Below are 14,925 nucleotides of genomic sequence, written 5' to 3' on the forward strand. Positions count from 1 at the left end.
CCCATGGGACACGTCATGCGCACCCCGGAACAACTCGAAGCCGTCGAGAGTTTCCGTCGCTTCCTGGCCGACAAGATCGACCCGGTGTTCAACAAGGAATACCGCGACAAGTTCATGCCCAAAGAGAAAATGGCCGAGATGATGCGCCAGCTCGTAGAGTTCGGCATGGTCTCGGGCGCGGTCAGTGAAGCCAATGGCGGTTTGGGCCTGGACTGGCCGACCATGACCATGTTGTTCGAAGAAGTCGCCGCCTGCTCGGTGGACCTGTCGACGCCGGTGGTCATCAACTCCTTCGGCGCACAGATGCTGGAAAAACTCGCCCCGGATCATCTGCGCGAGCGTTACCTGCCGGGCCTGATCAGCGGCGATTCGTTCGTCAGCGTCGCCATCTCGGAACCGGACGTCGGCTCCAACGTACTGGAAATCAAGACCCGCGCCCGTCGCGATGGCGACGATTTCATCATCAATGGCGAGAAAACCTGGATCAGCAACGGTTCCTACTCCGACTTCCTGATCTGCACCTGCCGTACCGGCGATGACCCACGCAAAGGTTTGACTCACTTCCTGCTGGACCGCAAAGAGCATCCGTACGAAGTCCAGAACATCCACAAAATGGCCTGGAACAGCCAGTCCACCGCGCAGATTTTCCTCAACGACGTGCGTGTTCCGGCCAGCAACATCATCGGCAACGAAGGCGAAGCGTTGAAAAACACCCTGTCGTTCTTCGAGCGCTCGCGGGTGTTTGTCGCCGCTCAAGGCCTGGGTATCGGCCGTCGCGCGCTGGAAGAAGCCGTGCGTTACGCCAAGGAGCGCAAGCAGCACGGCAAGTTGATCGCCGGCCACCAATTGATCAGCGCCATGCTGGCGGAAATGGCCACCAACGTGGATGCCGCCCGCCTGCTGACCTACCGCGCCGCCGAGATGATCGGTGCCGGCATCCCGGCAGAAATGGAAGCGGCCATGGCCAAATACTTTGCCTGCGAAGCCGCGGTGACCATCGCCCGTCAAGCCGTGCAGATCCACGGCGGCGCCGGTGTGACCACCGACTTCCTGGTCGAGAAACTGGCCCGTGAAGCGATCATCGTGCCGATTCCGGAAGGCACCACGCAGATCCAGCAACTGATCATTGGCCGCGCCCTGACTGGGGTCAACGCGTTCTGATCAACCGTCAGTTCCACACCTAACAATAACAACCCGGCTCCTGCGAGCCGGGCAGCGAACAGGGACACATTCATGCGTATTCAAGACAAAGTCATCGTAATCACCGGCGGCGCCTCGGGCCTGGGCTTGGCTACCGCGCATTACATGGCGGGCGAGAAAGCCGCCCGCGTGGCGATTTTCGACCTGAACATCGAAGCCGGGGAAAAAGCCGTCGCCGAGATCGGCGCCGACCGCGCGATGTTCGTGCAGACCGACGTCAGCGATGAAGCCTCGGTGCAGAACGCAGTCGATACCGTCATCGCCAGATTCGGCGCGATTCATGTGTGCATCAACGGCGCGGCCGTGCCGACCGGTTTCAAAGTGTTGGGCAAGGAAGGCAAGGCGGCGCCGCTGTCGCGTTTCGCTCAAGCCACGGCGATCAACCTCAATGGCGTGTTCAACGTCATGTCCAAGTGCGCCGAGCACATGGCCAACAACGAAGCCGAAGCTGGCGAAGAGCGCGGTGTGGTCATCAACGTGTCGTCCGGTGCCGCGTATGAAGGCCAAGTGGGTCAGTGTGCTTACGCCGCGACCAAGGCGGGCGTGATCGGCATGAACATGCCGGCCGCACGTGAACTGGGTGCGATTGGGGTTCGGGTCAACGCCATCGCGCCCGGCCTGTTCCTGACCACCATGGTGGCCGGCCTCGACGAGAAAATCCTCAATTCCCTGAAAGAACAGATGGAAGCGCCCAAGCGCTTGGGTGACATGCGCGAGTTCGCCCATTGCTGTGCCTTCCTGATCGAGAACGCCTACGTCAACGGCGAGACCATCCGCCTCGACGCCGCCTCGCGCATGCGTGCCCGGTAAACGCCTCGTTCTCTTGAGCCAGTCATACAGGGCCAACACACCATGAAAATGAATTTCAGCCGAATCATGCGCTTGCTCGCGCTGCGTCATCGCGACCAAGAGGCGATCGTCAACGTTGAGCGCAATCGGCGCTTCACCTATGAGCAATACCATCTGCTGACCAACCGCGTGGCCGATGTTCTGCGCAGCGTGCTGCAGGTTCGCGCAGGCGAACGCTTCATGCTGATCCTGGAAAACGACAACCTCAGCCTGATGATGTTTCCCAGCACCTTCAAGCAGGAAGGCACGGTGGTCATGACCAACCTGCGCGACCCGCTCGATGAGCACGCGCGCCAGATCGATCTGGTCAAACCGCGCGTGGTGTTCCTGGAAACCCGCCTGCTGGACAGCTACTACGGCATGCTGCGCAGCCGCGGTTGCGAGATCGTCGTGATGGACCCGCCCACCGCCGAACAGTCCACCCTCCCCGGCGTGCACAGTTTCTGGCCAATGGTGGAAGCCGCCTCCGACCTGGACAACGACGTAGCCCTCGATACCGACCAGCACACCTGCATGTTGCGCTTCACCGGTGGCACCACCGGCAAGGGCAAATGCGCGATGTACTCCATCGATAACTGGATGGCCTGCCGTGATGCAGCGTTCATCAACACCGACCTGGGATTGTCCAGCGCGACACGGCTGCTGCATGTGTCGCCGCTGTCACACGGCACGCTAATGCTGTTCTTTCCCACGGTTTACGGCGGTGGCACCAACATCACGCTGAACCAGTTGGACATGGAATGCTGGCGGCAGATTGTCGAAAGTGAGCGCGTTAGCCATTCGTTCCTGGTGCCAACCGTACTTTACCGCCTGCTGGAGTTGCAGCGCGCCGACCCGAAAGACTTTTCGTCCCTGACCACGCTGATCTATGGCGCGGCACCGATGAGTCCGGACAAGCTCGGCGAACTGGTGGAATGTTTCGGGCAGATTTTCGTCCAGGGCTACGCCGCCACCGAGTCGCCAATGATCATCGCGGCGCTCGACAAGGCCGCGCACCAGCCCGGTGATGCCGCTGCGCTGCAACACTTGTCGTCGGCAGGCCGCCCGACCCCAGGCGTCGAAGTGTTTATTGCCGACCTCGACGGCAACCCGCTGCCGGTTGGCGAAACCGGCGAAATCCGCATTCGCTGCAAAGCGACCATCAAGGGCTACTACGAAAACCCTGAAGCGACGGCGGCGGAATTCGACGATGGCGCATGGAAGTCCGGCGACTTGGGTTACATCGATGGCGACGGCTACCTGTACATCGTTGATCGGCTCAAGGACATGATCATCAGCGGCGGATTCAACGTCTATGCGGTGGAAGTCGAGGCCGCGCTGGCAGCGCACCCATCGGTGCTGATGGCGGCAGTGGTCGGTATTCCGCATCCGGAATGGGGTGAAGCGGTCCATGCCGAAGTGATCCTGCGTCAGGGGGAAGCGGTCACTTCAGAAGAATTGATCGCACAGACCCGTACCCGACTGGGCGGCTACAAGGCGCCGAAATCGCTGGTGTTTGTCGATGAACTTCCCACCTCAGTGGTCGGCAAAGTACTGCGCCGACAAGTACGGGAAAAATACTGGCAGGGTTCGTTGCGCAAGATCAGTTGAGGTGCGGCGTAGCGTCTGCTCGCTGGAGCAGGCGCTGACCCCTACACATGTCCTACATCATGAGCGTGCGCATGTCGCTGGTCATGCCTCTGATCGCCGCCTTGAAATTTTCGGCGGTGATGGGCTGACTGGCGTTCTTCAAGGTCTCGCCAAAGACCTTGCGCACCACTTTGAGCACCGGCAACCCGGAAGCGGCATCGATGAACTCGGCCTCGATAAACAACTCAGTGTTCTGATCGCGATGGCCTGTTGCCGCCTCGGTCGCCCCGACCACTGCCGCCACCGGCACAATTTCATACCAGCGCATGCCCTCGCTGGTGGCCGTCACCCCGGTAATCGCCGCGCGTAAAATCAGCGTTCGTTTACCCGGCCGTACATCCTTCATGGCCGGCACCACGCGGTATTTTTCTTCGAGGACGCTTTTTACATTAGCGCTGGTGTAAGCCTGCAACTCTTGCAGCGTCTGCCTGTTCACCCGTTCATTGGGCTGGGGGGCGGGATAAAACTGCAACCCGTTAAACACCACCGTTGAATAGGCGTCGGGGGCGAAGCCCGGAGCTACCCAGCGCATCACTGGCTGCCCCGTGGGCGACTTCAACTCCTGCAAACCCTCGTAGCTGGGCAGAAACCCTGAATACTGCTGCTCCTGTGTCACTTGGGAGGTACAACCTGCGAGCAGCAGGCCAACCAATGCGACACTGACCAGCCATTGACAGCGCATGTTCATTGATCCGATCTCCTGAGAGTGACACGACTTGGCGGACGTACTGACGGGTGTGAGCCAGTCCTTGAGTATTGTTGAACCCGCTGGAATGTCCATGTGCTCTGGCGAACCGTCTAACGGCTCGGCCCCGGCGTCTGGAATACCTTGTGCTAGGCTTTTTTCTCACGTGGTGCGATGCGTTTGAATCAACCCCATTCCCTGAATGACGGAGCTCGAAAATGAAAACCACTGCTTCCTGGCTAACGATCGCACTGGCAAGTCTGGTGCTCAGTGCCTGTGCCACCGTAGGAGCCGGCAGCGGAGGCCCCGGCGAGACAGAGATTCGCTCGGGCAAGATCGAACAGATCGTGCTCACACAGATGCAAACCAATCACGACAGCGGGGTCGGGGCCATTCTTGGCGGGCTCGCCGGCGTCGGCATCGGCAGTCTGATCGGCAGCGGCACGGGTCGGGATGTCGCCATGGTAGCCGGTGCCCTTGCCGGTGCAGCCGGTGGCAACTACGCGGAAAAAAAACGTTATGACCAACCCAAGGAAGCGCAACAGATCATCGTTCGGGTGAGAAGTGGTGTGCTCGTATCAGTGACTCAGCCGATCAACCCGGCGCTGAGCAAAGGCATGAACGTTTACATCGAAGGCTCCGGGAACGACGCCCGGGTTGTTCCGCAAAGCTAAATGGCGCAAACAGAACAATCATCGGTATTGGCCCCGAAGGTGGTGTAGGTGGCGGTGGTGTACGACAGGAACGGTTGCAGGAACGTCTGGTTAACCTTCTGTGCACCATTTGACCCCTCACCATTCAGGCTCCGGATGTGGTTGGCCAGAATGCCTCGGGTCCAGCCGCACGATTGTTTCAGTGCCACCACCGTGGGACCAAGCCCCCATTGGCGACTGCTCAACAGACTATCGCTGCCGGTGGGAATCAGGATCGCCGGTCCGCCCCCAAGGATCCAGCCATTGCGCGAAATCAGGTTCCACTCACTGTTCAATTCGAATGGCAGCACCGGCTGGATATTGGTCACACTGTGCATGCCCTCGCCCGTCGGCCCCATCTTCTGGTCACAGGTGTACTGGATCGGCAGGCTATACATCGCCGCAATCGGATTGAGGGCTTTTTTGGCCAGTTCGGCAGAATCTTCCGCGTGGGCCAGCCCCACAGGTGCAAGGCAAACACTGCAACTGAGCAGCAGATACTTCGGTTGATTGATCGGCCTGTTTTAACTCCCGACGGAATCAACTGCTATCGATCAGTGAACCACTCTTGTGGTTGCTCCTTCTTGATTAGGGCATTGGCACCACAGTGTAGAAAACACCGTTGGCTCCGTAGGCAGGCCGTACCCAAGAATTTCCGCACTGGTAAAAAGTAGCGCCTGAAACGGTCTTCAGCCCACATCCAGAGGGAAGACTGACAAAGGTCGTGCCCATGGGCATGGTCGACGGTGCGGAGGCCGACATTCCCGCGCTATAGCCCGCCCCGTAGGCGTTGTTGTTTGCATTTTGATTGGCCGTTGTGGCGATGGCGGCGCCAGCCACCACCCCTGCCGCTGCCGCGGCGGCGGGATTCACGCCCTCGTTATAACCGCAGTTGTAGCAGCCGCTGCTGGCATAGACAGCGGTCGGCGGGTGATAGTAGCTGGTGCCATAGGTCGCCGGATGGTAGGCCGTCGTACCATATCCGTTCGCATGGTAGCCGCTGGCAGTGGCACCATTTTCACCCTGGGCATGCCACGTGCCCTCACCGCCGGAAGCCGTACCTCCTTCGGCTCCGGTGCCATGCCACGAACCCTCGCCCCCGGAGGCGGTGCCACCATTTTCGTCTTTGCCGCTCCAACTACCGCCACCACCCGAGGCCGATCCGCCGCGATAGCCTGATCCGCTCCAGCTGCCACTACCGCCGGACGCCGATCCGCCTCGATTGCTTTCTCCGCTCCAACTGCCACCGCCGCCCGAAGCCGACCCGTATTCACCGGAGTGACTCCAGGAGCCACCGCCACCGGAAGAGCGCCCGAAGCTGGAAGCGTGCGACCAGGCCGCCGCTTGATTACAGGTGAGCGCCGCGACTAACAGGCCGGTGAATTTCAAGGTAGATCTGTTCATGGTTCAGTCTCCTCGCTCAAGGTTTTGCGACCGGTGCTTTAACCCCTTCCGGGGCGCGCAGGTCGGGCGGCGGAGCAAACTGAATCCGGTGTGCATTCTCAATGTGCTCTGGCTTGAAGAAGTCCGCAGACAGCGCCGAACCAAGCTTCCAGTCACTGAACGCGACCTGATGCCGGGATTGGGTAGGATCGTCACGAAACACCGCACGCAGCATGCGCGGCAGCTTGTCTTGCGTACCGACCCAGGCTTGGACGAACACCACGTCATTGGCGTAGGCAATCACATCCGTCGTGGTATCGCCGACCACCGTGGACTGACCGATGTAAAACGCCAGGCGCATGTCCCTTTGCAGATCCTTGTAGGGATCGGCAACGATGACATCGGTAAAGGGAAAATAGATTGCCGCTCGCTGATAGGCCGCCTCAAGGGTTGCATCGATGGTGGGAGGCGCCTCTGCCTGCGCCAACAGGTTTTCCTTCGGTTCAAAGGCATAGGCTTGCTTGCCGTCGTAGTAAAACTCGGTCGCAGGGCCATCGCCCGAGGTCAACACGCGCAGGCGATCGGGCCGCTGTACATTGACGAGTGCAACAGTGTTATAGGCCAAGGGTGGCCCCAGCCGGCTGGGCTTCTCGTAAGTGGTGACGGCCTTGAAACTCATGCCTTGGGCGCCTGCCAGCCTGGCGCTCATGGCCTTCAAGACCTCCAGCGCCTTGGGCTCCAGTTGAACTGCTGGAGCATCAACGGCAGCGGGTTGGGCCGCATACAAAGGAGCTGCAAACAAGCTTATGACCCAACCGAGAGAGAACAACCGGACACGCTGTAGAAGGTGTGACATCGCTTGCTCTCCGCAGAGACCAAGTCAGGCTCTTAAGCGTAGCTGCGGAAGTAAAACCGCAACGGATTAATTTTCCGTGCCACGCGAACTCCCAAGCTGCAACACCCGGTTTGATGATGCTCGCCATTCAATCAGCAAGCAAAACCGACGCTATGACCGAACCGGGCATTCTTATCTGGATGAGATGTCGCCGACCAAACTGTAAGCCCCATGAAACAACAGTCCACGGGCGGGAAATCAGTCACTGGATAATTCGCAATTCGTACCTACTCTCTTTTCGGGGGATCCAAAATTTCATGAGCGGTCGGGGACTCGTCTCAGAGTACTAACGCTAGTGCACAGGAGCTCAACATGAACCGGAAAAAGTTATCCTCGGTGTTCGCTGTATCAGTGCTGTTGTCTGCAATAGTTCTCCCCGGCATGACCCAAGCGGCGGACAAATCACCGAATATTGTGGTGATCATGGGCGACGATATCGGCTGGTCCAATATCGGTGTCTACAACCAGGGCATGATGGCTGGTCGAACACCCAACCTCGACCAGCTCGCTGCTGAAGGCATGCGTTTCACCGACTACTACGCCGAGGCCAGTTGTACAGCCGGGCGCGCTAATTTCATTACCGGTGAACTGCCGATCCGCACCGGCATGACCACGGTCGGCCAGGCCGGTTCTCCCATTGGTATTCCCGCCGAAGCGGTCACCATTGCCACCACACTGAAAGCCATGGGTTATTCCACCGGCCAGTTCGGCAAGAATCACTTGGGCGACCTCAACGAATTCCTGCCCACCGTCCACGGTTTCGACGAGTTCTTCGGTTACCTCTACCACCTGGACGCCATGGAAGATCCGGCGCACCCCAACTATCCGCAGGAACTGCTCGCCACCGTGGGGCCGCGCAACATGGTTCACAGTTGGGCCGCGGCGACTGACGATACGACAGTGATGCCACGTTGGGGCAAGGTCGGCAAACAGAAGATCGAAGACGCCGGAACGCTGTATCCGGAACGGATGAAAACCATCGACGAAGAGATTCGTGACAAGGCATTTGCCTTTGTGGACAAGGCCAAGCAGGACAATAAACCGTTCTTCCTCTGGCTCAACCCCACCCGCATGCACATCGTCACGCACCTCTCCGACAAATATGAGGCCATGCGCAATTCGCAAAATGGCTGGTCAGAACAGGAAGCAGGCATGGCACAGCTCGACGATATCGTCGGCGACGTGATGGCCAAGCTGAAAAAAGACGGCATGGATGACAACACCATCGTGATTTTCACCACCGACAACGGCGCGGAAAACTTCACCTGGCCGGATGGCGGCACCACCCCGTTTGCCATGGGCAAGGGCACAGTGATGGAAGGTGGTTTCCGGGTGCCGGCGATCATTCGCTGGCCGGGCAAAGTACCGGTCAATACGGTGGCAAACGGCATCATGTCCGGTATGGACTGGTTCCCGACCCTGGTCGCGGCAGCCGGTAATCCGAACATCACTACCGAACTGCTCAAGGGCAAACAATTGGGCGATACCACGTACAAGGTGCACCTGGACGGCTACGACCAGACGCCGATGATCACCGGCAAAGGTCCGTCGAACCGGCATGAAATCTTCTACTTTGGCGAGAGTGCGCTCGGTGCGGTACGGATCGATGACTACAAGTACCGCTTCATTGAACAACCAGGTGGCTGGATGGGCGCCAAATTGGCGGTCGATGTACCGATCCTGACCAACCTTCGTCTCGACCCGTTCGAACGTATGGGCTGGCCGGAAAACCAGTCAGCGCAAGGGTCCCAGCAGTACTTCGACTGGTTCAAGTTCCAGTTCTGGCGGTTCGTGTTCGTCCAGCAGCAGGTCGCCAAGCTGGCTGAAACCGCGATTGAATTCCCGCCGATGCAAAAAGGCGCGAGCTTCAACCTCGACTCCGTCAAAGCCAAGATCGCAGCCGCTCGGGCGGAAATGGCCAAGTAAGCAGTCGAGTCAACGGGTGGCCAACGCTGGCCATCCGCGTTCGGGAAGGACATTTGCTGAGGTAACCCAATGCAGATAAAAACATCCGCCCTGCCCGCCTTCACCTTGCTTGCGTTGTGCTGTCAGCAAGCGTGTGCCGGCGGTCTCATGCTCTACGAAATCGGCACTGATAACGCCGGCCTGGCCAACGCCGGTGCAGCGGCCCGCGCTCAAGGTCCCTCGACCATCGCCAGTAACCCGGCGGGCATGAGTTACCTGCCAGGCACGCAAATCACCGGCGGTCTACAAGTGCTCTACGGCAACCTCAAGTTCAATCGCGACGACAACACCAACGTCCCGGGTAGCGGCAGTGGCAACGCCCTCGACCCCATTCCCGGCGGTAGTTTCTTCATCAGCCATCAACTCGATGACCACTGGAGCGTTGGCTTCGGCCAGTATGCTGACTTCGGATTGGCGGAGAATTACGACAACGACTGGTCCGGGCGCTATTTCGCGCAGAACGCCAGCCTCGGCGGTTTATCTTTTGTACCCAGCGTGGCTTATCGCTTTAACGAGCAATGGTCGGTGGGCGTCGGCGTGAAAGCCATGTACGGCATGCTGCAATCCGACACCGCGATTGACCGCTCGCCGTTCGGCCTTACCGACCGCAGCGACGGCCAGTTCAAGTACAAAGACAAGGATTGGGGTTTTGGCGCGAATGTGGGGGTGATCTACGCGCCGCAAGTCGGCACGCGCATTGGCCTGGCTTACACCAGCAAGGTCGATCTGCAGTTTGAGGACGGGCTAGACGTCAAAGGTAATGGCCCGGCGCTGGATCGATTGAACGGCCTGAACACCCAACTCGACATAACCGTGCCACAAACCGTCACCCTGAGCCTGTTCCAGCAACTCGACCGGCAGTGGGCCTTGCTCGCCTCGGTCAATTGGCAGGACTGGTCAGAGTTCGGCGAGGTCGGGGTCCAGGTCGACACCACAGCGGTCGATGCCCGATCGACCACGATTGATGCCAACTACAAAGACACCTGGCAACTGGCGCTCGGCGCGCAATACCAGGCCACGCCACAATTGTTGTGGAACGTCGGAGTGGCTTACGACAGCAGCGCCGTCTCGGACAGTGATCGCACTGTAACTGTGCCAATGGCCGAATCCTGGCGCATTGCGACAGGAGCCACCTATGCTCTGAATAAGGACACCGACGTCAACGTCAGTTGGGCGTTGGTCTGGCTCGGTGATATGCCGGTCGACCAGACCAAATCAACGTCCGGCAATCGAATTTCAGGTCAATTCGACAATGCCTGGATTCAAGCCGTGACCGGAAACATGACCTGGCGATTCTGATGCCCTGATACCGAAAAAAACGACTTAATCCATGGAGCACACACCACTATGAATCTGTCCCGCAAATTGTTCGTTGGCGCTGCAATGGCCGGCCTGCTGCTCGGCGGTTGCACTTCGAAAGTGACGGAGAAAGAGCAATATTCCGGCTTCCTGTCCAGCTATAACAACCTGCAAGAAGTGAGCACCCCCAGCGGCGGAACAGCGATGCGCTGGGTGAGCCCGTCGTGGAATCCGAATGCGTATGACACGGTGGTTTTCAACAAACTGGAGCTCTACCCGGCGCCCAAGCCCAATGAGCAGGTTAACCAGCAGACGCTCAGCGACATTCAGAACTACATGACCAGCAAAGCCAAAAGTACGCTGGGGCAGAAATACCGCGTGGTCTCCAGCGCTGGCTCGGCCCCCAAAGGCTCAAAAACCCTGATCATGCGCGCAGCAATCACCGGCGTGAGTGCCTCCAACGAAGGCATGAAGTGGTATGAAGTGGTACCGATCGCGGCAGTGGTCGGGGCAACACAGGCAGCAACCGGTCACCGGGACCAGGACACTAACCTGTTCATCGAAGCCGAGTTCATCGACGCGAAAACCAATCAGACAGTGGCCAAAGTGGTGCGCAAAGTCTTCGGCACCCAGCTTTCGAACGAGAGCCAGAAGGTTACCGCCAAGGATTTCAAAGCGGCGATCGATAAACTGACCACCGATATGCAGGCGTTCATCAGCAAGCCCCAGGGCTACTGATTATTTCTTCATACCAACCCGCCGACGCATGTCGGCGGTGATGGTTTGACGGGTTTTCTCAAGATCCGCCCAAGGCTCATCCCCGACCTCGGCCAGGCGTCCTTGCACAGTGTGCACGTTCCACTGATTGCCACCCTTGAGCTCTGCAACCTCTTCACGAAAGATCGGCACCGACACTGGCAGCCCCTCACGAGTGCGCACGGCGTAGGCGCAGATGGTCGTGGCGCCAAGGCCGTTGCGCAGGTAATCGATGAAGATCCGCCCGACGCGGTTCTTCGGGCCCGACACGGCGGAAAAACGCTCCGGCAACAACTTGGCCATGTGGCTGACAATCGCGTGGCTGAAGTCTTTCACCTCATCCCAACCCAGCTTGCGAGTCAATGGCACCACCAGGTGAATCCCTTTGCCACCGCTGGTCTTGAGGAACGCCTTGAGCCCCAGCTCATCGAGTACCGAGAGGGTTAGCTGGGTGGCTTCGACCATGCTTTTCCAGGGCAGCGCCGGGTCCGGGTCGAGGTCGAGGACGAAGCGGTCGGGTTTGTCGAGGTTGTCCGAGGTGGCGTTCCAGGTGTGCAGCTCAACGGTACTCATCTGCACGGCGCCAATCAGGGCTTCGGCGTTGTTGATGATCATCACCGGTTGGCCGGTGAGTGCCTTGTCCAGGGTGGTGATCCCCGGAATGGCCAGGCGCTCGGCGTTCTTCTGGAAAAACAGTTCGCCGGCAATGCCGTCCGGAGCGCGAACCAGCGCCACGGGCCGGTTCTTGAGTTCGGGCAAAATCCATTCGGCGACGCTGGCGTAATACTCCGCCAGTTGCACCTTGGTGGTTCCGCTGCTGGCGTCGATCACCCGATCCGGGTGAGTGATGCGGACCTTGCCCTCGCCCAGGCCGATTTGTGAGGGCGCGGGAGCGGCTTTCTTTTTGGCAGGGGTGGAAGGTTTTTCGGTAGTGGCTTTTTTCGCGGCTGAAGTCTTCACGGCTTTCGCACGCTCCTCGGTAATGTCTTCGGCAGGTTTGTCGTCACGCAAGCCATGGAACACCGCATGACGAACTGAACCTTCCTTGGTCATTTCGGCAAAAGCGACCTCCGCCAGCAGCGTAGGCTTGAGCCAGTGCACACCCTTGGCATCAAAACCGCTCGGCGGATTGACCACCGAAATCTTTTTGCTTTGCAGCGGTTTCAGTTGCTCGTAGATGCGCTTGAGCGTCGTCTCGTTGAACCCGGTGCCGACTTTGCCCGCGTAACGCAACTCACCGCTGTCGCGGTCATGCAACCCCAGCAACAGCGCGCCGAAGGCATTGCGCGAGCCTTTTGGGTCGGTGAAACCGACGACCACAAATTCCTGCCGATGCTTGCACTTGAGCTTGATCCAGTCGCTGCTCCGTCGAGAAACGTAAGGTGAACCCAGACGCTTGCCGATCAGCCCTTCCATCTGCATTTGGCAGGCGCTGTTGAGCAAGGCGTCCGGTTCTTCGCTAAAGGCATCGGAGAAGCGCAGCAGCGGGTCTTTGTTGGGGTTTAGCACGGTCGACAGCGCAACCCTTCGCTCCTCGACAGGCACCTCGCGCAGGTCCACGCCGTTGAGGTAAGGCATGTCGAACAGGTAGTAGACGATGTTGCCGCTGCGGCCCGAGTCGAAGGCGTTTTGCAAGGCCTGAAAGTCCGGCACACCCTGCTCGTCGGCGACCACCATTTCCCCGTCGAGCCAGGCGGATTCGAGACCCAGTGCCGCCAACGCCTCGGCTTGTCTGGGCAGTTTGTGGGTCCAGTCGTGGCCGTTGCGGGTGAACAGTTTGACTTCGTCGTGGTCGATGCGCGCCAAGATCCGATAGCCATCGAACTTGATCTCATAGCTCCACTCGCCGCCCGGGGCTTTTTCGACCAGCGTCGCCAGTTCCGGTTTGAGCAGCTCCGGCAAATTGGCTTTGCGGGCGCCCGCCAATGGCGCCGACTTTTCCTTGCGCGCCGGGGCGGCGGGTTTTTTGACGGGTTTGGGTTTGGCAGCCGTCTTCGGCTTTTTGGCAACGATGGTCCGGTCACTTAGCACGCTGTCGGGCTCGGCGGCGACCACGTCGTAATCGCTTTCGGGTTTGGCCGCGCCGTCCTGATGCTTGATCAGAAACCATTGCTCCTGCTTGCCCGGCATGTGCGTGCGCACCAGATTCCACAGGCCGCCGAGCTTCTCGCCTTTCAGCTCGAATTTGAGCTTGCCCTTGGCATAGGCCTTGGCCGGATCGTCCTGAGGAATCCACACCCCCCGGTCCCAGACGATTACGTCGCCGGCACCGTAATGCCCTTCGGGAATGCTGCCCTCGAAGGTGGCGTAATCAATCGGATGGTCTTCTACGTGCACCGCCAGGCGCTTGATCTTGGGGTCCAGTGAAGGACCTTTGGGCACTGCCCAGCTTTTCAGCGCGCCATCGAGCTCCAGGCGAAAGTCGTAATGCAGGCGCGAGGCGTCGTGCTTCTGGATGCAGAACTGCAAGGCATGGTCTTTCGCGGTTTTTTTGCCCGAACGTTTACCGGCGGCCGGTTCAGAGGTTGCCGAGAAATCGCGCATGCGATTGTAATCGTCCAGGCTCCTGGTCATGGCGCACCGGTTGATGAGGTCACGGTGCCCCCGATGCCCGGGCCGATACGCGTGACAATCAGGGCGACGACGGCAATTCGTTCCACTCGCTGATAGTCAGGGGTCAACAGTTCTTCACCGAACACATCGGGGTCGAGTTCGCGGTAAGTCCAGCCGAACATCGGCGATTCCAGAAGCGGCGTCACCGCATCCAGAAACGGGTCGAGGCCATCGATCATCGCCACGCCCGTGTACAGCACCAGGGACCCACCGGGGGCCAAGCGATACAGGGCTTGCTCGACAATGCGCAACGACAATTGCGCGCCCAGCGCCCCGCCGCCATGCCGGTAAGCACGCTCGGCCGGGTCGGCCATGTAGGGCGGATTGGCGACGATCAAGTCGAAGTGGCCGTCGACGTCCTTCAGCACATCGCTGGCCTCGATGCTGACGTTAGCCACTTCGGCGAGCGCGGTATTGACTGCCGTCATGCGTAACGCCAACGGGTTGATGTCCACGGCCAGCACCTCGGCTTCACGGCGCGCGCGGGCAATCACAATCGCCCCGACACCGGCGCCGCAACCAATGTCCACGGCGCGCCTGATCGGCGCGAAGCTCTGTTGCAGATGGGCATGAATCAGTCGTGCAAAGCGATAAGTGTCGGGGCCGAAGAACACCGCGTCAGCGGCATCAGTGGGGTAACCCGAATGCACGAACAACAGGTCATCAAGGCTTGACCAGCGCACATGACTTTTCAGTCGACCATTGCATTCTTCGAGGACGCCTGCCTGTTGCAACTGCCGCTGCTCATCCACCGACAACAGACCGGGCTCAAACGGCCGCGACCAGCCGAAGACTTCGCGCAGGGTCCGGGCGCTTTGCCCAAAGGAGCGATCATTGACCCGCTGATGGGTCAGCGGCGTTGGCGTGATGAAACGGTAACCGTCAGCCTGCAAGCGGCGCCCCAGTTGCAGTAAGGCCAGATCGGCGGCGCTAAGGTGTTCTTCCTGATTCATGAAGGG

12 protein-coding genes and 1 pseudogene are annotated in these 14,925 nt (G+C 59.5%); 7 read left to right on the forward strand and 6 right to left on the reverse strand.

Annotated features, from left to right (window positions below; translation table 11 throughout):
• Positions 1-3 precede the first annotated feature (3 nt).
• From MO767_RS24000 to MO767_RS24010, 3 genes are all read left to right on the forward strand, one after another.
• Positions 4-1,161 carry an acyl-CoA dehydrogenase family protein gene (locus tag MO767_RS24000; RefSeq protein WP_282482538.1) on the forward strand — a complete coding sequence of 386 codons (1,158 nt, stop codon included), beginning with the start codon at positions 4-6 and terminating at the stop codon, positions 1,159-1,161.
• Between the two features lie 72 nt (positions 1,162-1,233).
• Complete coding sequence (locus MO767_RS24005) at positions 1,234-2,010, forward strand: SDR family NAD(P)-dependent oxidoreductase (protein ID WP_129436716.1); 777 nt, start codon at positions 1,234-1,236, stop codon at positions 2,008-2,010.
• 42 nt (positions 2,011-2,052) lie between these two features.
• Positions 2,053-3,639 (forward strand): AMP-binding protein, encoded by a 1,587-nt coding sequence (locus MO767_RS24010; protein ID WP_282482539.1) that lies wholly within the window; start codon positions 2,053-2,055, stop codon positions 3,637-3,639.
• A 52-nt stretch (positions 3,640-3,691) separates the two neighbouring features.
• Here the strand turns inward: MO767_RS24010 and MO767_RS24015 are convergent, their stop codons facing one another.
• Positions 3,692-4,366 (reverse strand): DUF3313 domain-containing protein, encoded by a 675-nt coding sequence (locus tag MO767_RS24015; RefSeq protein WP_282482540.1) that lies wholly within the window; start codon positions 4,364-4,366, stop codon positions 3,692-3,694.
• A 215-nt stretch (positions 4,367-4,581) separates the two neighbouring features.
• Between MO767_RS24015 and MO767_RS24020 the strand changes: the two genes are divergently transcribed.
• Positions 4,582-5,037, forward strand: a complete 456-nt coding sequence (locus tag MO767_RS24020) for a glycine zipper 2TM domain-containing protein (protein ID WP_282482541.1) — start codon at positions 4,582-4,584, stop codon at positions 5,035-5,037.
• Positions 5,038-5,057: 20 nt separating this feature from the next.
• Here the strand turns inward: MO767_RS24020 and MO767_RS24025 are convergent.
• The 3 genes and pseudogenes from MO767_RS24025 to MO767_RS24035 all read right to left on the reverse strand — a co-directional run.
• Positions 5,058-5,552, reverse strand: a pseudogene (locus MO767_RS24025) (transporter); the annotation flags it as partial.
• Positions 5,553-5,643: 91 nt separating this feature from the next.
• The gene (locus MO767_RS24030) at positions 5,644-6,459 is read right to left on the reverse strand and encodes a hypothetical protein (protein ID WP_282482542.1); all 816 of its coding nucleotides are present in this window, start codon (positions 6,457-6,459) and stop codon (positions 5,644-5,646) included.
• 16 nt (positions 6,460-6,475) lie between these two features.
• Positions 6,476-7,294 carry a DUF2092 domain-containing protein gene (locus tag MO767_RS24035; RefSeq protein WP_282482543.1) on the reverse strand — a complete coding sequence of 273 codons (819 nt, stop codon included), beginning with the start codon at positions 7,292-7,294 and terminating at the stop codon, positions 6,476-6,478.
• Between the two features lie 351 nt (positions 7,295-7,645).
• On the opposite strand from MO767_RS24035, the gene MO767_RS24040 reads away from it, so the two are divergent.
• The 3 genes from MO767_RS24040 (at position 7,646) to MO767_RS24050 (ending at position 11,335) form a co-directional block, all read left to right on the forward strand.
• On the forward strand, positions 7,646-9,259 hold the full coding sequence (locus MO767_RS24040) for an arylsulfatase (RefSeq protein WP_282482544.1): 1,614 nt from the start codon (positions 7,646-7,648) through the stop codon (positions 9,257-9,259).
• 69 nt (positions 9,260-9,328) lie between these two features.
• Complete coding sequence (locus tag MO767_RS24045; protein ID WP_282482545.1) at positions 9,329-10,597, forward strand: outer membrane protein transport protein; 1,269 nt, start codon at positions 9,329-9,331, stop codon at positions 10,595-10,597.
• 48 nt (positions 10,598-10,645) lie between these two features.
• Positions 10,646-11,335: a DUF3313 domain-containing protein gene (locus MO767_RS24050; protein WP_282482546.1), complete on the forward strand. Its 690-nt coding sequence runs from the start codon at positions 10,646-10,648 to the stop codon at positions 11,333-11,335.
• Here MO767_RS24050 and ligD read toward each other — a convergent pair whose 3' ends face one another.
• The gene (gene ligD, locus MO767_RS24055; protein ID WP_282482547.1) at positions 11,336-13,927 is read right to left on the reverse strand and encodes a DNA ligase D; all 2,592 of its coding nucleotides are present in this window, start codon (positions 13,925-13,927) and stop codon (positions 11,336-11,338) included.
• Positions 13,924-14,919, reverse strand: a complete 996-nt coding sequence (locus tag MO767_RS24060) for a class I SAM-dependent methyltransferase (protein ID WP_282482548.1) — start codon at positions 14,917-14,919, stop codon at positions 13,924-13,926. Before MO767_RS24060 ends, ligD begins: the two co-directional genes overlap by 4 nt.
• Positions 14,920-14,925: the final 6 nt, after the last annotated feature.

The sequence above is a fragment of the Pseudomonas sp. UYIF39 genome, assembly GCF_029963765.1.
GTDB lineage: Bacteria > Pseudomonadota > Gammaproteobacteria > Pseudomonadales > Pseudomonadaceae > Aquipseudomonas.